General features: G+C 60.0%; 16 protein-coding genes. 5 read left to right on the top strand and 11 right to left on the bottom strand.

Features of this window, described 5'->3' with window-relative positions; all coding sequences use genetic code 11:
* The first annotated feature begins 132 nt into the window (after positions 1-132).
* Positions 133-1,617 carry a phospholipase effector Tle1 domain-containing protein gene (locus KUIN1_RS16730; protein WP_011268313.1) on the top strand — a complete coding sequence of 495 codons (1,485 nt, stop codon included), beginning with the start codon at positions 133-135 and terminating at the stop codon, positions 1,615-1,617.
* Between the two features lie 19 nt (positions 1,618-1,636).
* Here the strand turns inward: KUIN1_RS16730 and KUIN1_RS16725 are convergent, their stop codons facing one another.
* Positions 1,637-1,876, bottom strand: a complete 240-nt coding sequence (locus KUIN1_RS16725) for a DUF2789 domain-containing protein (RefSeq protein ID WP_003397146.1) — start codon at positions 1,874-1,876, stop codon at positions 1,637-1,639.
* Between the two features lie 443 nt (positions 1,877-2,319).
* On the opposite strand from KUIN1_RS16725, the gene KUIN1_RS16715 reads away from it, so the two are divergent.
* A complete protein-coding gene (locus KUIN1_RS16715) occupies positions 2,320-2,787 on the top strand; it encodes a hypothetical protein (RefSeq protein WP_003397144.1) in 468 nt (155 codons plus the stop codon).
* Positions 2,788-2,805: 18 nt separating this feature from the next.
* Here KUIN1_RS16715 and KUIN1_RS16710 read toward each other — a convergent pair whose 3' ends face one another.
* The 7 genes from KUIN1_RS16710 to KUIN1_RS16680 all read right to left on the bottom strand — a co-directional run bounded on the left by KUIN1_RS16710 (position 2,806) and on the right by KUIN1_RS16680 (position 10,018).
* Positions 2,806-3,186, bottom strand: coding sequence for a Na+/H+ antiporter subunit G (locus tag KUIN1_RS16710; RefSeq protein WP_011268312.1), 381 nt, complete (start codon positions 3,184-3,186; stop codon positions 2,806-2,808).
* On the bottom strand, positions 3,183-3,461 hold the full coding sequence (locus tag KUIN1_RS16705; RefSeq protein WP_002554071.1) for a K+/H+ antiporter subunit F: 279 nt from the start codon (positions 3,459-3,461) through the stop codon (positions 3,183-3,185). Before KUIN1_RS16705 ends, KUIN1_RS16710 begins: the two co-directional genes overlap by 4 nt.
* Entirely contained in the window at positions 3,458-3,946 is a 489-nt protein-coding gene (locus KUIN1_RS16700; protein ID WP_003397128.1) for a Na+/H+ antiporter subunit E, read from the bottom strand. Before KUIN1_RS16700 ends, KUIN1_RS16705 begins: the two co-directional genes overlap by 4 nt.
* Positions 3,943-5,628 (bottom strand): monovalent cation/H+ antiporter subunit D, encoded by a 1,686-nt coding sequence (locus KUIN1_RS16695; protein WP_024650950.1) that lies wholly within the window; start codon positions 5,626-5,628, stop codon positions 3,943-3,945. Before KUIN1_RS16695 ends, KUIN1_RS16700 begins: the two co-directional genes overlap by 4 nt.
* The gene (locus KUIN1_RS16690) at positions 5,625-5,969 is read right to left on the bottom strand and encodes a Na+/H+ antiporter subunit C (RefSeq protein WP_011268310.1); all 345 of its coding nucleotides are present in this window, start codon (positions 5,967-5,969) and stop codon (positions 5,625-5,627) included. The genes KUIN1_RS16695 and KUIN1_RS16690 overlap by 4 nt, the downstream gene beginning before the upstream one ends.
* On the bottom strand, positions 5,969-8,887 hold the full coding sequence (locus KUIN1_RS16685) for a monovalent cation/H+ antiporter subunit A (RefSeq protein WP_152092131.1): 2,919 nt from the start codon (positions 8,885-8,887) through the stop codon (positions 5,969-5,971). The genes KUIN1_RS16690 and KUIN1_RS16685 overlap by 1 nt, the downstream gene beginning before the upstream one ends.
* A gap of 195 nt (positions 8,888-9,082) precedes the next feature.
* On the bottom strand, positions 9,083-10,018 hold the full coding sequence (locus KUIN1_RS16680) for a DMT family transporter (protein WP_024641110.1): 936 nt from the start codon (positions 10,016-10,018) through the stop codon (positions 9,083-9,085).
* A gap of 111 nt (positions 10,019-10,129) precedes the next feature.
* Between KUIN1_RS16680 and KUIN1_RS16675 the strand changes: the two genes are divergently transcribed.
* Together KUIN1_RS16675 and KUIN1_RS16670 are read left to right on the top strand one after the other, a co-directional pair.
* The gene (locus KUIN1_RS16675) at positions 10,130-10,699 is read left to right on the top strand and encodes a helix-turn-helix domain-containing protein (RefSeq protein WP_011268307.1); all 570 of its coding nucleotides are present in this window, start codon (positions 10,130-10,132) and stop codon (positions 10,697-10,699) included.
* A 42-nt stretch (positions 10,700-10,741) separates the two neighbouring features.
* Positions 10,742-12,145 carry an FAD/NAD(P)-binding protein gene (locus KUIN1_RS16670; RefSeq protein WP_116886927.1) on the top strand — a complete coding sequence of 468 codons (1,404 nt, stop codon included), beginning with the start codon at positions 10,742-10,744 and terminating at the stop codon, positions 12,143-12,145.
* A gap of 348 nt (positions 12,146-12,493) precedes the next feature.
* On the opposite strand, the gene KUIN1_RS16655 is transcribed toward KUIN1_RS16670, so the two are convergent.
* The 3 genes from KUIN1_RS16655 to ssuD form a co-directional block, all read right to left on the bottom strand.
* Positions 12,494-13,869, bottom strand: a protein-coding gene (locus KUIN1_RS16655; RefSeq protein WP_152091779.1) for an IS3-like element ISPsy9 family transposase whose coding sequence is annotated in 2 segments (ribosomal slippage) — positions 12,494-13,398 and positions 13,398-13,869 — 1,377 coding nt in all. Because the reading frame shifts where the segments join, the coding sequence is not laid out codon by codon here.
* Positions 13,870-13,962: 93 nt separating this feature from the next.
* Positions 13,963-15,069, bottom strand: a complete 1,107-nt coding sequence (locus tag KUIN1_RS16645; RefSeq protein WP_060400930.1) for a sigma-54 interaction domain-containing protein — start codon at positions 15,067-15,069, stop codon at positions 13,963-13,965.
* Positions 15,069-16,208 carry an FMNH2-dependent alkanesulfonate monooxygenase gene (gene ssuD, locus KUIN1_RS16640; RefSeq protein ID WP_011268305.1) on the bottom strand — a complete coding sequence of 380 codons (1,140 nt, stop codon included), beginning with the start codon at positions 16,206-16,208 and terminating at the stop codon, positions 15,069-15,071. The genes KUIN1_RS16645 and ssuD overlap by 1 nt, the downstream gene beginning before the upstream one ends.
* Positions 16,209-16,596: 388 nt before the next feature.
* Between ssuD and ku the strand changes: the two genes are divergently transcribed.
* Positions 16,597-17,502, top strand: a complete 906-nt coding sequence (gene ku, locus KUIN1_RS16635) for a non-homologous end joining protein Ku (protein ID WP_003407644.1) — start codon at positions 16,597-16,599, stop codon at positions 17,500-17,502.

The raw sequence follows: 17,502 nt of genomic DNA, 5'->3' as shown, positions 1-17,502 counted from the left end.
TAGGAGTTGTCTGAAAAGACGCAACATGACTTGACTGCTCACTGTCTTTAAGCAAGCTGTTTAAATCAACGTTATTTACGTTTTGATTTAAGTGCGGCCTTTTCTTGGCTTGCCTCTAAGGACGGAAAAGTTATGAGCGATAAACGGAGTTTTCAACAGTCAGCAGTCCTTTCAGATGTGGTCACGCGGCGCGTGACGGCGCGAGTAGGCATTTTCTTCGACGGTACGGGAAATAATCGCTTCAATAGTCAGATCGGGGCCGACTGCCAGGCATTGATCGAGATCAATGAGGGGCAGCACATTAAAGCGTGTGCGGGTCGTCATGTGCAGCCTGGCAGTAGTTACAATAATGATCCGAGCAATATAGCCAGACTGGTCGATATCTACCGCCTGCAACCTGTTGCCGAAAATGACGGTGACGGCCTGAAGGTGTATTACCCGATCTATGTAAGCGGGGCCGGCACTACTTCCGGTGGCCGTGATTCGGTGTGGCCGGGGCAGAGTTTCGGTCGCGGGGCAACCGGTGTGATCTCCAAGGTGGAAAACGCATTCAAAAAGCTGGCGTCGGTATTGAAGGCGTTCCCCCGCGACAACCCCGATTGTGTTCTGGAAGCGCTGGAACTGGACGTGTTCGGCTTCAGTCGAGGTGCAGCGTCGGCCAGGCATCTGGTCAATGAAATTCTCAAGCAGCGTTCGGGCATGCTCGAGCCGATACTCGAAAGCCGCAAGGTCAGGTTGAGCGACCGTTTCAGCTGGAGCAACGGCAGCGTACGGCTCAAGGTTATCGGTCTGTTCGACACCGTTGCAGCCATCGGCAGCTTCAAGGATATGGGCAATACCCGCGATGCGAGCAACAGGAGGGTCAATCTGTACCTGCCTCCGGGGTGCGCGCAGCAGGTGTTGCACCTGGTGGCCCGCGATGAATCCCGGCGCAACTTTGCGTTGAACAGCATCCTGCCCGTGTGGCCCCGGGAAATCGTTCTGCCCGGTGCACATTCCGATATCGGTGGTGGTTATCCTCCACAGATGGAAGAAAACGTACTGCTCACGCGCCCTCGCGGCAGTGTGGTCAGCCGTGGCAGCCCGTACGAGTCGGCACCGAGCTGGAAGGAGGCACAGGCTGAATTAAGCCGAATGAATCGCGATCACTGGATCGACCCGCTCGATAGCCAGGCCTGGCTGAGGGTTCAGGCATGCGAGAGCAAGTGTTATCCGTGCAGGAAAAGTTTGAATGGCATAAGTACGGTCGTTGCCGCAGTGGGCATGAGCCGTCAGGTGTTTGGCCACCTGTCGAGGGTATCGTTACTGATCATGCACACACTGGCGTGTGACGAGGGCGTGCCTTTCAACCCGGTGCCACAAGCACCTGAATTCCAGCTTCCTCCCGAGCTTGAGAACATTTCTACCCGGTTGATTGATTATGCGCGAGGCGGGTCTTACCTGCTGGACAGCCATGAAGAGGCATTACTGCGCTGGCGCTACATCCATCAGTCTGCGCACTGGAATGCAGTAGTCGGCAGAGTGGGTACTTTTGGCGACGCTGTTTTCGTCCACGCGCCACAGCCAGGCGGCCGGATATTGCATCCCAATATCGGCCAGCCCGGTTATCCGCAATAGGCATCAACGCCCGAGTGGCTCACTCGGGCTTTTTGTGAAGGCGCACGTTGAGTTCGTCGACCACCATCGCCCATTCGGCATCTTCGTGCAGCTGTTCCTTGAGAAAGTCAGACTGACGCGGCGTCCAGAACTCTGCGTCGATCAGTTTGACGTCGTCGGGCAGAGGATGGCTGGCGATAAACTTTTCGATGCTCTCATCATCGGAATCAAGCCCCAACTGTTCGAACAGGTCTTTGATGGTAGTTGTAGTCTGTTCCATGTCATCTCCTCGCCGGGGGGTATCCCCGTATTCATCAGTTCTTATGGGAGTGGTGGGTACGTGCAAGAGTTCGATGCATTTGGCTGTGCAGGAAAAGATGGCTTTTTCTACAGTGGATATAAATGCTATGTTTCCGCTATCGCAGGATGCACCCAACGCAGGCTGGAACCCGTCCAGCCTTTGCGCCGTGCCCGGGCTGGCCGCTATTTTCAGGGCCCCAGCGCTTGCGCGACACTGCTGTGTACAAAAGGTATATATCCCGTAGCAGCCATGAGCCGGTAGAATCCGCCACCCGCCTGCACAAGGTGTGCGGCGGCGCTGTCTGCGTTTCTGCGTGCAGCATGCCGGACAATCTCCGGCCACATGAAGCGGTCTATGGATGAATCACTTTCTCGACTGCCCTGACATCAGGCAGCCTCATTTCATGTTTGAGGGTTTGTACTTTGGCTGTAAGTAATCTGGATACCCACGCCTTGTTCGTGCTCGGCGACCTCCGCGCACAATTGGTCAAGCAGTTCCAATCCCGTTTTGTCTACATCACCGAGCAATCAGCCGAAGGCATTTATATCGCTGAAATCGACACCGAAAGCGCCTTGGTCGTCGACGACAAACCTCGCCTTGAGCTAAAGGTGGGTGATCATTTCCGCGCGTCTGTCCTGCCCAGCCGCGAGGGCGGCAAGCTTGAATTGAAATTTCGTGAAATCAAGACCACCGTGTACGGGCTGGGTGAATATGCCTTCATCGATATTCCCGAGGGCCACGGTATCGTGTTCAAGGAAGGTCAGACCGTCTTCATGGTCTTCGCTGCGAAAGAGCAACTGCAGATCGGCATGAGCAAGCTTCTCAAAGGCGCCGTCGGCAAGGCCGCCAAATGGCGCAAGGGCGAGCTGACATTCAAGGCCAGCGAGTAACACAGGCCAGGCGTCGGTTCAGCCGCCTGCCGATTCTCCGTTGCCGTTACCGCTGCTGACTTCCGCGGGCACATCGTCACCGGCCATGCGCTTGCGGAACAGCGCTGTGCGCGCCAGCAACAGGGTGGTCACCGGTACCGTGATCGCCAGCAATACCGGGATCAGCCAGGCGTGGATCACCGGTTCCGACTTCAGCGCCGAGAAGTAGATGATCGACGCCAGCGCAACGCACCAGGCACCCAGCGTCGACGCCAGGGCGGGCGGGTGCATGCGCTGGAAAAAGTCCTTGAGGCGCAGCAGCCCGAGCGCGCCGGTCAAGGCGAACAGGCTGCTGGCGATCAGCAGCCCGGCGGTCAGTATTTCCACCCAGAAGGGCACTGTATTCGGCAGTCCGGTCATTCGATCACTTCTCCGCGCAGCAGGAACTTGGCCAGAGCGAATGAGCCGACGAAGCCGAACAGGGCAATCAGCATGGCCGCTTCGAAATACGTGTCACTGGCGTAGCGAATGCCAAGCACCAGCATCATCAGCATGGCAATAATGTACAGATAATCCAGCGCCAGTACCCGGTCCTGGGCCGAAGGTCCCTTGAGCAGGCGCAGCAGGGTGATCACCATCGCCAGGGCGAAGATCAGCAGGCTGATCAGGATGGCGTTGTCGAGCAGTGCACTCATTGAAAGATCTCCATCAACGGTCGCTCATAGGTGGTTTTGAAGTGCTCGATGAATTGTGCTTCGTCCTCCAGATCGAAGACATGCATCAGCAGCACGCTGCGATCCAGTGCCAGCTCCGACCACACCGTTCCCGGCACTACCGTGGTGACCATCGCCAGCGCGGCGAGGCCGTGGGCGTCGTGCAGATCCAGTGGAATGCGCACGAAAGCCGAGCGTGGCGGACGGCTTTCGAGCCGCCAGACGCTCAGGCCGACCTGCACGTTGGAGACCACCACGTCGCGTCCCACCCGCCATAGAAACTTCAGGATCGTGCCGGGTTTGCGAATACGTACCGGCAGCGGGCGCAAGGGGGCCATCAATATTGGGGCGAGAAACCCCAGCACCGCGCCCAGCAGCAGGTGACCGGGGCTGATCGACAGATTCAATACCAACCACAACAGCCAGAGTGCCAACGAGAGCAGCGGGGCGGGAAACAGGCGCTTCATGGCTGCTCCTCCGGATCTGCTTGCTGGCTGGTGGGGCCGGGTATCGGGCGTGTGGCGAGCACTGACTGCACATACTGTTTGGGCTCATGCAGCGCTGCGGCGGTGTCCTGGGTGTAGCGCAACAAGGGTTCGGCCTTGAAGGTCAGCGCGATGCACAGACCCAGAAGAATGATGATCGGCAGGCATTCGTTGCGACGCAGCATCGGCGAAGGGCGCTCGTGTGGCGTCCAGAAACGTTGCGTGCCGAGCCTTGAAAAAGCGATCAGCGACGCCAGCCCGGAAAAAATCAGCAGGCCGATCAGCATCCATGCCTGAGTGGAAAGCGCCTCATCCTTCGCGACGTCCAGCCCCAGCGGGTTCATCAGCGCGCTGATCAAGGTGAGCTTGCCGATGAATCCCGAGAGCGGCGGCATGCCGATGATCAGCAAGGCGCAGGCGATAAAACTCAGGCCCAGAAAAGCCATGGTCATGGGAATGACCTGACCGACCACGACCTTCTGTTCGTCGTCCAGGTTGGCACCGGGCGGCGGATGCAGGGACTCCAGGGTACGAGGCAATTGATCTACGTCGTATTCCAGTGGGATCTCGTTGGCCGAGCGGGAGCGTTCGATCAGTTCGCCCAGCAGAAACATGGCGCTCAATGCCAGCGTCGAGCTGACCATATAGAACAGCGCGCCCGAGGTCAGGCTCGGCTGGGCGAAGCCGACGGCGGACAGCAGAATGCCCGCTGACACCAGTATGCTCAGGCTGGCGAGGCGCTCCAGGCGCTGGGCGGCGATGATGGCGATGGCCGCGGTGAAAATCGTCGCCATGCCGCCGTAGATCAGCCAGTCGCCGCCGAAGAATGCCGAGGCACCGGCCTGACCGGAAAACAGCAGGGTCCACAGGCGTAGCAGGGTATAGACACCCACTTTGGTCATGATCGCAAACATTGCCGCTACCGGCGCGCTGGCTGCCGAGTAGGCGGGAACCAGCCAGAAGTTCAGCGGCCACATGCCGGCCTTGGCCAGGAACGCCGTGGCCAGAATCGCAGCTCCGGCATGCAGCAGGCCCAGATCGGACTCCGCCACCTGCGGGATCTTGATGGCCAGATCGGCAAAGTTCAGCGTGCCGGTCACCCCGTAAATCAACGCAGCACCGATCAGAAACAACGACGAAGCCAGCAGGTTGATCGAAATGTAATGCAGCCCCGTCGACACCCTTGCCCGGCCAGAGCCATGCAACATCAAGCCGTAGGACGCTGCGAGCAGTACTTCGAAGAACACGAACAGGTTGAACAGGTCAGCGGTCAGGAACGCACCGTACAGCCCCATGAGCTGGATCTGGAACAGCGCATGGAAGCTGGCACCGGCCCTGTCCCAGCGAGCCAGCGCGAACAGCAGGGCGCAGACCCCGACGATCCCGGTCAGCACCAGCATCATCGCTGACAGGTGGTCCACCACCAGCACGATGCCGAACGGCACGCCCCAGTTGCCCGGCAGATAGACACCGATCGAGCCGCTGCTGCCGCTGTGTTGCACCCAGAGAAACAGCGCTACGGAAATGCCCAGCCCGAGGATGCTGGAAAACAGATTGATACGGCCCTTGAGCGGCCGGTGCTTTTCGCCCAGCCAGAGCATCAGCCCGGCGGTCAGCAGCGGCAGCAGGATGGGCGCGATGATCAGTTGGTTCATCCAGCTCATGCCTTGGGCTCCCGGCCATCTACATGGTCGGTGCCGGTCAGGCCTCTGGAGGCGAGCAAGACCACCAGAAACAGCGCGGTCATGGCGAAGCTGATGACGATTGCGGTCAGCACCAGCGCCTGTGGCAACGGGTCAGTGTAATTGAGCAGGTCCTGAGGAATGCCGTCCTTGATGATCGGCTCTCTGCCGATGAACAGGCTGCCCATGCTGAAGATGAACAGGTTGACCCCGTACGACAGCAGGCACAGACCCATGATCACCTGAAAGGTACGTGGCCTGAGGATCAGCCAGACGCCCGAGGCGGCCAGCACGCCGATGGCGATTGCAATGACTTCTTCCATCAGAGGATTCCTTGCGGGTTGGCGACAGGCTTGGGCAACTGCGTCGGCCGATGGCTGCGCACCGACTGGTGCGCCAGTGCGGTAAGAATCAACAGCGTCGAGCCGACCACCACGGCGTACACGCCGACATCGAAGAACAGCGCGCTGGCGATGTGAATGTCACCCAGGATCGGCAAGTCGACATGGGCGGTGTGGGTGGTCATGAACGGATAACCCAGCAGCATCGAGCCCGCGCCGGTCAGCACCGCGCATAACAGGCCTGTGCCCATCCAGCGTAGCGGGCGCAGGCTCATTTGCGCCTCGACCCACTGGGTGCCTGCCACCATGTATTGCAGGATGAACGCCACCGACATCACCAACCCGGCGACAAACCCACCGCCGGGCTGGTTGTGGCCGCGGACGAACAAGTACATCGAGATGATGAAGGCAATCGGCAGCAGCAATCGAACCAGCGCTGCCGGAACCATCATGAAGCCGAGCGCGGTATCGCTGGCGCTGCGCGGGTTGACCAGATCCGTCACCACGTCACGGGCCAGCAGGCGCTGCTGGGCGGGCAGCAGAATGCTTTCCTTCGGTGGACGGAAGCGTCGCAACAGGGCGAACACTGTCATGGCGACTGCCGCCAGCACGGTGATTTCGCCAAACGTATCGAAGCCGCGGAAATCCACCAGCATCACGTTGACCACGTTGGTGCCGCCGCCCTGGGGCAGCGCGCGACTCAGGTAGAAGGACGAGATGGCGTTGGGCGTCTGGCGGGTCAGCATGGCGTAGGAGAGTATCGCCATGCCCAGCCCCACGAGCACTGCCAGGCCGAAGTCGCGTATGCGCCGGGTACGGGCACGCAGGCGTGCGCTGAGCGGGGCGACGTCTTCATTGCGTCGTGGCAGCCAGCGCAGACCGAGCAGGATCAGCACGGTGGTCACCACCTCCACGACCAGTTGCGTCAGCGCCAGATCAGGGGCCGAGAACCAGACGAAGGTGATGCAGGTCATCAGCCCGCAGACGCTGACCATGACCAGTGCCGCCAAACGGTGATATTTACCTTGCCAGGCCGCACCTATGGCGCAGGCAATCGCGATCAGCCACAGCGTGACAAACACCCCGGAACCCGGAATCTTCGGTCGGTCGCCCCAGGTCACGCCGCTGAAATACATCGGAATGAAACCGCCCAGTACCGCCGCGAGCACCAGCAGAAACAGTTGTGGCTGCAGGCGGCGAGTGCTGACCTTGCGTTCGAAACGGCGTGCCCAGTGCATCATCACCACCTGACTGCGCTCGAAAAAGCGCTTGCCATTGAGGCGTCCCACCAGCGGCGGGGCGGTGATGCGCTCGTGCTTGAGCGGCTTGCGCAGCAACAGGTACAGAATGATACCGCCCGCCATCGCCACCAGGCTCATGACCATTGGCAGGTTCCAGCCGTGCCAGATCGCCAGGCTGTACTCGGGCAGTGTGCCACCGACAACGGGGCGCGCAGCGGCGGCGAGCAGGGGAGCGACCGATTGCGCCGGGAAAATCCCCACCACCAGACACGTCAGCACCAGCAGTTCGACCGGCGCACGCATCCAGCGCGGCGGTTCGTGGGGCAAGTGGGGCAGATCCTTGGCCGCCGGACCGAAAAACACATCGACAGTGAAGCGCAGCGAATAGGCAACGCTGAAGATCCCGGCGATGGTCGCGATCACCGGCAAGGCAATCTCGACCCATGCAGTGGCGGAAATGAACACGGTTTCGGCAAAGAACATTTCCTTGGACAGAAAGCCGTTGAGCAGCGGCACGCCGGCCATCGAGGCGCTGGCGACCATCGCCAGCGTCGCGGTGTAGGGCAGCAGCCTTATCAGGCCACTGAGACGGCGGATATCGCGGGTCCCGCTCTCGTGGTCGATGATGCCGGCGGCCATGAACAGCGACGCCTTGAAGGTCGCGTGGTTGAGAATATGGAACACCGCGGCCACCGCAGCCAGCGGGCTGTTGAGGCCGAGCAGCAGGGTGATCAGGCCCAGGTGGCTGATGGTCGAGTAGGCGAGCAGCCCCTTGAGATCGTTCTGGAAGATGGCCGCGTAGGCGCCGAGAATCAGCGTGCAGGCACCCGCGCCACTGACGATCCAGAACCATTGCTCGGTGCCGGACAGCGCCGGCCACATGCGCGCCATGAGAAAGACCCCGGCCTTGACCATGGTTGCCGAGTGCAGATACGCCGACACCGGCGTGGGCGCGGCCATCGCGTGCGGCAGCCAGAAATGGAACGGGAACTGGGCGCTTTTGGTCAGTGCGCCGATCAGAATCAGGGTCAGTAACACCGGGTACAGGGCGTGCGCACGAATCGCGTCGCCGGAGGCCAGAACACGGTCAAGATCATAACTGCCGGCCACATGGCCGAGGATCATCATGCCTGCCAGCAGCGCCAGACCGCCCGCGCCGGTAACCATCAGCGCCATGTAAGCGCCGCGTCGGGCATCGGCCCGATGGTGCCAATAGCCGATCAGCAGGAACGAGAAAAGACTGGTCAGCTCCCAGAAAAACACGATCTGAATCAGATTGCCGGACATCACCAGCCCGAGCATGGCGCCCATGAAGGCCAGGAAAAACGCAAAGAAGCGCGGCACCGGGTCGTCCGGCGACATGTAATAGCGGGCATACAGCGAAACCAGCGCACCGATGCCCAGTACCAGCATCGAGAACAGCCAGGCGAAGCCATCGATACGCAGAACGAAGTTCATGCCCAGGCTTGGCAGCCAGAAATACTCTTCACGAATCACGCCGCCGTCGGCGATCTGCGGGAACCACAAGACCATCTGCACAGCGCCGATGAGGGCGATCAGACCGGCCAGAAATGATTCCGCGTTACGCGCGTTGTGCGGCAAAAAGGCCGCCAGACAGCTGCCGATGAAAGGCAGAAGCAGCAGAACTATCAGGGACATAGGCTTCTAATTCTGCAGGGGAATGTCAAGCATCATACGTGCCAGACACTCCGATACCAAAGGGACGGTTTCCGAAATTTCCTACAAAAAGTGTCTGCTTTTTTAATTCAGTAAATAATTGCTTCTAATACAACGAAAGGTCGTTGACGCAGTTTCGAGGAAACAAGGTGTTTCATGGCTGGAGATACCCGCTGTTCATTCAGCTTTGCGCGCGCCTTGTTGTCCTTCCTCTTCGTCGACAGTGTTGTGTTCATCAGGCGCAGAACGCCGTTTCATTTCGCTGACGATCACCCCGGCCACGATCAATGCCGCACCCAGCAGGGCGATGCCCGGCAAACGCTCGCCGGCGAGTCTTCCGACAATTCCGGCCCAGACCGGTTCACCGGCATAAATCACCGTGGCGCGGGTCGGCGAAACACTTTTCTGTGCCCAGTTCATGGCGATCTGGATCGCCGCACTCATGGTCCCAAGCCCCACAGCGCTGAGCACCAGCAACCAGGAAAACTCCGGCAAGTGTTCCTGGGTGGGCACGATCATCAGAAATGCCAGCGCCGATGCGGTGGCCAGTTGCACCACGGTGACTCGACGCACATCGACCTCACCGGCATAGGCACTGATCATGATGATCTCGGCGGCGATGGCCACCGTGCTGATCAGTGTCACGATCTCGCCGGAACTGAGTTGCAGGGACGCTCCCTGCGGCCCTGCCACCAGCATCAGCCCGGTGAAGGCGAGGATGATGCCCAATGTTGGCATCAATCCTGGTCGCCGGCCCAATACCAGCCATTGCAACAACGGCACGCAGGGCACGTAAAGTGCCGTGATGAACGCCGACTGACTACTGGGGATGGTCTGCAGTCCGATCGTCTGCAGGCCGTAGCCGAGCATGATCGCGGTGCCGATGAAGACACCGGCCTTGAGTTCGAGAAAGGTAAGACCGCGCAGCACCTGCATTGAAAACAGCGCTACGATAAGCGCTGCGGCGGCAAAGCGCAGACCGACGAAGAACATCGGCCCGCTGACAGTCATCGCATGCTGGACCAGCAGAAAGGTGCCTCCCCAGAGCATGGTGATCAGAATCAGTACGGCTTCTGCCTTGCTGATGCGGGGTATGCGGCTGATAGACTTCATGTCAGCTCCGGATTCCTGTTAATTGCCATGTGCGCGATGAGAGGCTGAACACCCTGACAGTGTCCCTGGGCTGGGCAGTATAATGCGCAACGGTTTGATGTGAGCACCAGCATGCACAAAGAAAATTCCCAGCGCCCTCCGGTGCTGCAGCACGTCAGCCAGAACGTGCGGCGTCTGCGTAACAGTGCGGACCTCAGCCAGACGGCGCTGGCGGAAAAGTCCGGAGTCAGCCGACGCATGCTGGTCGCTATCGAGGCCGGCGAGAAAAACGTCAGCCTGGCGACCCTGGACCGCGTGGCCGAAGCCCTGGAAGTGGCGTTCAGCGACCTGATCCAGGCGCCCGAAAATCGCGATTACAGCCGCATCAACGAGCTGGCATGGGCCGGTACGATTGCCGGCAGCAAAGCGGTGTTGCTGGCCAGGGCCGTTGCCCGGCGCGAGGTGGAGTTGTGGGAATTCTGTCTGCAGCCTGGGGACGCCTATGTCTCGGAGGCCGATCCCGATGGCTGGAGTGAACAGGTCTACGTCGTCGAAGGGCATCTGACGTTGCGCTTTGCCGACCCTGCGGCCATGCAGCAGGTAGGGGCGGGCGAGTTCTTCATGTTCCCCAGCAATCAGCCGCACCGCTACTGCAACGACGCCGATGTGCCCCTGCGCTTCGTGCGTAACGTCGTGCTCTGACCTTCCCATTCTTTTACAGCCACCCCAGCGAGGCACTGTTCGATGATCGAAGATTCCCACCAGACGGCTGACATTCTGATCATCGGCGGCGGTCTGAGCGGGACCATGCTGGCGGCGCAACTGCTGCGCAGACCGGGCCGGCGCCGAATCCTGATCATCGAAACCCGCAGCGAACTCGGCAGGGGCGAGGCCTACAGTGCGACGGAGCCGGGCCATACACTCAATGGCAACGCTGCACGGATGAGCGTCGATCCGGACAACCCGGATGACCTCACCCAGTGGCTGACTGACTATCTGGCTGCCGGTGGCTGGCCTGAAGCCGCCGAGCAGAGGGTCCCGGTCGCCGAGCTGTTCCCGCCGCGCGGTGTGTTCGGGCTTTATGTCCAGCAGCGACTGCGTGAAGCCCGAAGCGCTGCTGAAGCCTTTGGCTCGACCGCCGTGCATGTGCCCGGCGAGGCAGTGGACCTGCAGGTCGATGCAGATGGCGTGAGTGTCTCGCTGGGCGACGGTCGTATGCTGCGTGGCAGCCGGGCCGTGCTGGCGACCGGCATGTACGCGGCTTCACGTACTCCGCGACGTGATTCGAACGAGCTGAACTCGGCAGCCCTGGACCCCTGGGATGTGGCGGTGATGAGAAAGCTCGATCCGCAGTCGAGGGTGCTGATCATCGGCTCGGGGCTGACCATGGTCGATGCGCTGGTTTCGCTGGAAACGGCCGGGCATCGTGGGCCCATCCAGATATTTTCCCGGCACGGCCTGTTGCCGCATGTCCGGCGTCAGCCGCCGGAATGGTCTGATTTTCTCGCTCAGGACCCGAGTATTCGCACTACTCGGCAACTGTTGCGCAAAGTGCGCGAACAGTGCGAGCTGGCCATCGAGAGCGGCATTGACTGGCAGGCCCCGCTGGACACCGTGCGCGCCAACGTCGGCCGGCTGTGGAATCAGGCCAGCGATCAGCAGCGCCGCCAGTTCGTCCGTCATGTAAGGCCTTGGTGGGAGAGCCACCACCATCGCTCCCCGCCACCGAGCGCTGCGCTGCTGGCGCGGCTGATCAGGCAAGGGCGGTTGAGCATTGACGCGGCCTCGTTGCAGGGCGTGGCCAGCCTGCCCTCAGGTCAGGTACAGATCAGCGTGCGTCGGCGCGGTGAGAGTCAGCCGACGCAGATCAGCGGCGATGCGCTGATCAACTCCACCGGCATCGAGTACGACTGGCGACGCGTGGATCGCCCGTTGCCCCGGCAGTTGCTGGCACGCGGGCTGATCCAGCCCGGCCCGCTGGCACTCGGCATCGCTGCCGACGCTGCGGGCGCAGTACTTGACGCACACGGTCAGTACTCGGCACGCCTGTTCGCCATGGGCCCGCCATTGCGCGGCATGTGGTGGGAAAGCACCGCAGTAACCGACGTGGCGATCCAGGCCAAGGCGCTGGCGATACATTTGTCGTAAGGCGCCGCTTGCTCAGAAGAGGACGCAGAGCGTCCGGAAATGCATACCCACGCGGAGCATGGGTACGATAGTGTTCTCGCGAGCACCTCTCGTTCCTCAGGCTCCAGCGTGGCAATGCCGTTCATGGCGCTCTGCGTCAGCTCTTGGCGCAGCGCCGCGGAGCATGGGCACGATAGTGTTCTCGCGAGCACCTATCGTTCCTCACGCTCCAGCGTGGCAATGCCGTTCATGGCGCTCTGCGTCAGCTCTTGGCGCAGCGCCGCGGAGCATGGGCACGATGGTGTTCTTCCGGACAGCTATCGTTCCTCACGCTCTGGTGTGACCCCCGAAGGTTGGACAATTATCCACCTACGCTGCCTTGGCGGCCTGCATTCTGTATTCCACAGGACTCAGGCCGTTAAGCTTCAGTTTTATGCGTGAGTGATTGTAATACTCAATGTACTCTTCGATACCCGCTTGAAGCTCATCCAGATCGTTAAATTTGTTCAGGTAGAAAAATTCGGATTTCAGCGTGCTAAAAAAGCTCTCAATAGCCGCGTTGTCGTAGCAGTTACCCTTGCGCGACATGCTGGCTGCGATCGAATTCTCATTGAGCAGTCGCTGGTAAATAGGCATCCGATATTGCCAGCCCTGGTCGGAATGCAAAATCGGCTTTTCATGCGGTCCAAGCCGCTTAAATGCTCCTTCAAGCATTTCGTCGACCATGGAGTACAGCGGGCGCCTGGCAATCGCATAGGAAATGATTTCGCCGCTGTACAGATCCATGATCGGCGACAGATAGAGTTTCTGGCCTCCTACTTTGAATTCGGTCACGTCGGTGGCCCATTTCTGGTTAAGGTATTGCGCTTTGAAATCACGCTTTAGCAGGTTAGGCGCGGCCTTGCCTGTTTCGCCTTTGTAGGAACGGTATTTCTTCACGCGTATCAGGCTCTTCAGGCCTAGCTGCCCCATTAGTTTCTGCACCGTCTTGTGGTTCACAAGATGGCCCGCCCTGCGCAAAGCTGCCGTGATGCGACGATAGCCATACCGGCCCTTGTGCTCGTAGAAAGTTGCCTGAATCAGGTCTTTCAGCCCGGCGTATTTGTCATCTGCCAGCAGTACCTTTTGTTGATAGTAAAAAGTGCTGCGTGCCAGACCGGCAAACTTCAGCAGGCCGTCCAGAGGATGTAAAGGCCTCAGTTCCATCACGATTTGCGCTTTTTCTGCTGCGCTATTCGTTGCTTCTTCTGAACCAAGGCATCGAGCTTTTTTAGATAATCGACCTCCATCCGCAGTTGCTTCACCTCGGCAAGCAACTCGTCACGCGAGCGCGATTCATCGTTGATCGGAGCGGAGTTCACAGGGGGAAGGGGCGTCGTCATCTTTCTTGGGCGTCCAACTTTCTTAGGGGGCTTTGAGGATGCGTTAAGAGCACCTTCGTCAAAAAGGCGCTGCCATAGATTGATGATGCCGAACTGACGGATATCGAACAAGGCCGCTGTCTGGCGCAGTGATAATCGCTCATCATGCATGCGCTTCAAAACAGCTAGCTTGAATTCGTCACTGTAACGCTGTCGCCTTTTCTCTTTAAGAGCGGCTGGGCCGTGGATCTGATAAGCCGCGACCCACTGACGAAGGCAGGAAAAGTCCACATCGTGGCGATGCGCAACATCCCTCAAACCTGCCTTGCCGGCACAATACTCTTTCACGGCTGCGAGTTTTGCCTGCTCTGTATATTTACCCATGACGCCTCCAAAGGTTGCATCCAACCTTCGGGGGTCACACCACTCCAGCGTGGGAATGCCGTTCGTGACGCTCCGCGTCATCGGTCTGGGCCTTCACACCGACAGGTGCAGCATGCGGTCGCCCTGGACATTTTCACCCGGCCTGCGTTTGTTGACCGCCAGCTCGCCAATCTTGATCAGACGTGTGCGCGTGACGTTGCGGGTCAGGCCCAGCAGGCTGGCCGTGTGCACCTGGTTGTGGTGGCAGAAGCGATAGGCGGTTCTGAGCAACGTATCTTCGACCTTCTCGTGCAAGGCACCGGCCTGTTCTTCAAACAGTTTCTGAAACGCCCGGTTGAGCAGTTGCTCGGCGGATTCGTCAGGCGGGTTGTGTTCATCCTGACGCTCGATTCTAAGGTTCGACATGCGCAGGTCATCACGCTGAATGACACCTTCACGGCACACCAGCAGGGTGTGATGGATGACGTTTTCCAGCTCGCGAATATTGCCTGGCCAGCTGTAGGTCTTGAGCTTGTGCTCGGCTTCGGGGCTGATCCGCACCGGACCATGCCGCAGCCGCTGGCTGTAGACCTCTATGAAGTGCCGGGCCAGGGGCAGGATATCGCCCGGCCGCTCGCGCAGCGGGCTCAATTCCAGATTGACCACGTCGAGCCGGTAGTAAAGGTCCTCGCGAAAATGCCCGGCGTTGATGGCTTTTTCCAGTTGCACATTGGTGGCTGCGAGCACCCTTACATCAATGGGCACACTCTTTCGCGAGCCCAGACGCACTACTTCACGCTCCTGAAGCACGCGCAGCAATTTGACCTGCAAGGTCATGGGCAGGTCGCCGATCTCATCGAGAAACAGCGTGCCGCCGTTGGCCTCTTCAAACCAGCCGGCCTTGGCGCTGATCGCTCCGGTGAACGCGCCTTTTTCGTGGCCGAACAGCTCGGCCTCGATCAGGTTCTCGGAGAACGCGCCGCAGTTGACCGCCACGAACGGTTTGTCGCGGCGGGCGCTCAGTTCGTGGACGTGGCGAGCAACCAGTTCCTTGCCGGTGCCGGTCTCGCCGATGATCAGCACACTGGCATCGCTGGGCGCAACCTGGCGTACGTGAGCGAGCAGGGATCGCGACTTGGGGTCTTCGAACACCTGCGCAGTGGCCCTGATCGAGGTGGCCAGCGCAGGCGAGTGGGGTAAGGTCAGCAGTTGCCCGGACATCACTTGGCCTGCGGGGGCAGATCGTTGGCGATCATTTCGCCGAACGGGCCCGTCAGGTTGGTGATGCCGCGCCCGGCGAGGCTGGCGTAAGGCTCAGGCAGCAGCGGGAAGACCAGTTCGGCGAAGCGGTAGGCTTCTTCAAGATGCGGATAACCCGAGAAAATGAAGCTCTCGATGCCCAGGTCGGCGTATTCCTTGATGCGTGCCGCGACCTCTTCGGGATTGCCGACCAGCGCCGTGCCTGCACCGCCGCGCACCAGGCCGACACCGGCCCACAGGTTGGGCGCGATCTCCAGGTTGTCGCGGCGCCCGTCGTGCAGCGCGGCCATGCGCCGCTGACCTTCGGAATCAAAACGCGAAAAGGACTTCTGCGCTGCAGCAATGGTGTCATCGCTGATGTGTTCGATCAGCGTGCTGGCAGCTTTCCAGGCTTCTTCGCTGGTTTCGCGCACGATCACGTGCAGGCGAATGCCGAACTTCACGGTGCGTCCCTTGCGCGCTGCCCGTTCACGTACATCGGCGAGCTTCTGCGCTACGGCTGCCGGAGGCTCGCCCCAGGTCAGGTACACGTCCACCTGATCGGCCGCAAGGTCATGCGCCGCGTCGGAGGAACCACCGAAGTACAGCGGCGGGTAGGGTTGTTGAATCGGCGGGTAAAGCGCCTTGGCGTTCTGCACGCGCAAGTGCTTGCCTTCGAAGTCGACCGCTTCGCCCTGCAGGACGCGGCGCCAGATTTTCAGAAATTCGTCGGTAACTTCATAGCGCTCACTGTGGTCGAGAAAGCTGCCATCGCCACGGTTTTCGTCCGGGTCGCCACCGGTCACCACGTTGATCAGCAGCCGGCCGCCGGAAAGACGATCCAGCGTGGCGGCCATGCGTGCCGAGACGGTCGGCGAGATGATCCCGGGGCGGATCGCCACCAGATACCTCAGGCGCTCGGTCAGCGGCACCAGCGCCGAGGCGATGACCCACGAATCCTCGCAGGAGCGACCGGTGGGGATCAATACACCGTAATAACCCAGATCATCGGCGGCCTGCGCCACCTGTTTCAAATAGTTGAGGGTGACGGGACGTGCGCCCTTTGTCGTGCCCAGATAATGGCCGTCGCCGTGAGTCGGAAGAAACCAGAAAACGTTCATGACAAATCCTTGGAAGTAATCAGCCGGGTGAAAGCTGACGGGACCCGCTGTCGGTTGGCAGACACCTCACCAACAGCGTTCGGGGTGGGGCCATTTATAGAACGTCTTTTTTATTCCGCAAAAGAACGTTAAACCATATTTTTAGACCCTAAATGCATATAAGGGCCGGGCCACTTTGCAGAACCCCGCGCAGCCCTTGCACTACGAGGCTTTGACGGAGGTACGACCCGGATCCCTATCCCGGCTATCAGGAGCCAAAACGTTGACAGTTGATTCTTCAGGATAAAAAAACTCGTTCAGCACAGCGGGTTTCCCGGCGCTCGTCAGGCGGCCGAAACTTTTCTCCGACCGGCCCTGTCACCTTTCCAGGACCAACAGGAGTCAGACCATGGCAAGGGCAATCTGGAAGGGCGCAATCAGCTTCGGGCTGGTGCATATACCGGTCGCGTTGGTTTCGGCGACAACGTCGACCAGCGTCGACTTCGACTGGCTCGACAAACGCAGCATGGACCCGGTCGGCTACAAGCGAATCAACAAGGTCACCGGCAAGGAAGTCACCAGCGAAAACATCGTCAAGGGCGTGGCATACGAGAAGGATCGCTATGTGGTACTCAGTGAGGAGGAAATTCGTTCCGCGCACCCCAAATCGACGCAGACCATCGACATATTCGCCTTCGTCGACAGCCAGCAGATCCCTTTGCAGAACATCGACACGCCTTATTTCCTGACGCCCGACAAGCGCGGCGAGAAAGTCTATGCGTTGTTGCGCGAAACCCTGGTCGATACCAAAAAGGTCGCGCTGGCTAACGTCGTGCTGCATACCCGCGAACACCTGGCGGCGGTCATGCCGCTGGAGTCGGCGCTGGTGATGGTGATCCTGCGCTGGCCTGCCGACGTGCGTGAACTGGACACACTGGAACTGAGCGACGCGGTGACCGACGCCAAGTTGAACAAGAGCGAACGTGACATGGCCAAGCGTCTGGTCAAGGACATGAGCGCTGACTGGCAGCCTGAGCAGTATCGCGACACTTTTCAGGACAAGATCATGCACCTGGTCAAGACCAAGGCAGACGAAGGCGAGATCGAGGATGTCGAGACCGATCCGGCCGAGGAAGAACGCAAGAGTGCCGATGTCATCGACCTCACCGACCTGCTGCGACGCAGTCTGGCGGGCAAGGGCGGGGCCGGTAAAGCCAAGACGAGCAAGCCTGCGGCGAAGGAAAAACCGGCCGACAAGGACAGCCCCAGGCCCAAGCGGCCGGCCGCACGCAAGAAAACCAGCAAAGCCTCTTGA

The organism is Pseudomonas sp. KUIN-1 (assembly GCF_009176725.1).
GTDB lineage: Bacteria > Pseudomonadota > Gammaproteobacteria > Pseudomonadales > Pseudomonadaceae > Aquipseudomonas > Aquipseudomonas fragariae.
This window is presented reverse-complemented; position numbering and strand designations above follow the sequence as displayed.

Excerpts from the sequence above, each read along its gene's own strand:
- KUIN1_RS16670 (WP_116886927.1), top strand. The coding sequence starts at position 10,742 with ATGATCGAAGATTCCCACCAGACGGCTGACATTCTGATCATCGGCGGC.
- KUIN1_RS16685 (WP_152092131.1), bottom strand. The coding sequence starts at position 8,887 with ATGTCCCTGATAGTTCTGCTGCTTCTGCCTTTCATCGGCAGCTGTCTG.
- KUIN1_RS16700 (WP_003397128.1), bottom strand. The coding sequence starts at position 3,946 with ATGAAGCGCCTGTTTCCCGCCCCGCTGCTCTCGTTGGCACTCTGGCTG.
- KUIN1_RS16725 (WP_003397146.1), bottom strand. The coding sequence starts at position 1,876 with ATGGAACAGACTACAACTACCATCAAAGACCTGTTCGAACAGTTGGGG.
- KUIN1_RS16705 (WP_002554071.1), bottom strand. The coding sequence starts at position 3,461 with ATGAGTGCACTGCTCGACAACGCCATCCTGATCAGCCTGCTGATCTTC.
- ku (WP_003407644.1), top strand. The coding sequence starts at position 16,597 with ATGGCAAGGGCAATCTGGAAGGGCGCAATCAGCTTCGGGCTGGTGCAT.
- KUIN1_RS16645 (WP_060400930.1), bottom strand. The coding sequence starts at position 15,069 with ATGTCCGGGCAACTGCTGACCTTACCCCACTCGCCTGCGCTGGCCACC.
- KUIN1_RS16710 (WP_011268312.1), bottom strand. The coding sequence starts at position 3,186 with ATGACCGGACTGCCGAATACAGTGCCCTTCTGGGTGGAAATACTGACC.
- KUIN1_RS16675 (WP_011268307.1), top strand. The coding sequence starts at position 10,130 with ATGCACAAAGAAAATTCCCAGCGCCCTCCGGTGCTGCAGCACGTCAGC.
- KUIN1_RS16690 (WP_011268310.1), bottom strand. The coding sequence starts at position 5,969 with ATGGAAGAAGTCATTGCAATCGCCATCGGCGTGCTGGCCGCCTCGGGC.
- ssuD (WP_011268305.1), bottom strand. The coding sequence starts at position 16,208 with ATGAACGTTTTCTGGTTTCTTCCGACTCACGGCGACGGCCATTATCTG.
- KUIN1_RS16695 (WP_024650950.1), bottom strand. The coding sequence starts at position 5,628 with ATGAGCTGGATGAACCAACTGATCATCGCGCCCATCCTGCTGCCGCTG.
- KUIN1_RS16680 (WP_024641110.1), bottom strand. The coding sequence starts at position 10,018 with ATGAAGTCTATCAGCCGCATACCCCGCATCAGCAAGGCAGAAGCCGTA.
- KUIN1_RS16730 (WP_011268313.1), top strand. The coding sequence starts at position 133 with ATGAGCGATAAACGGAGTTTTCAACAGTCAGCAGTCCTTTCAGATGTG.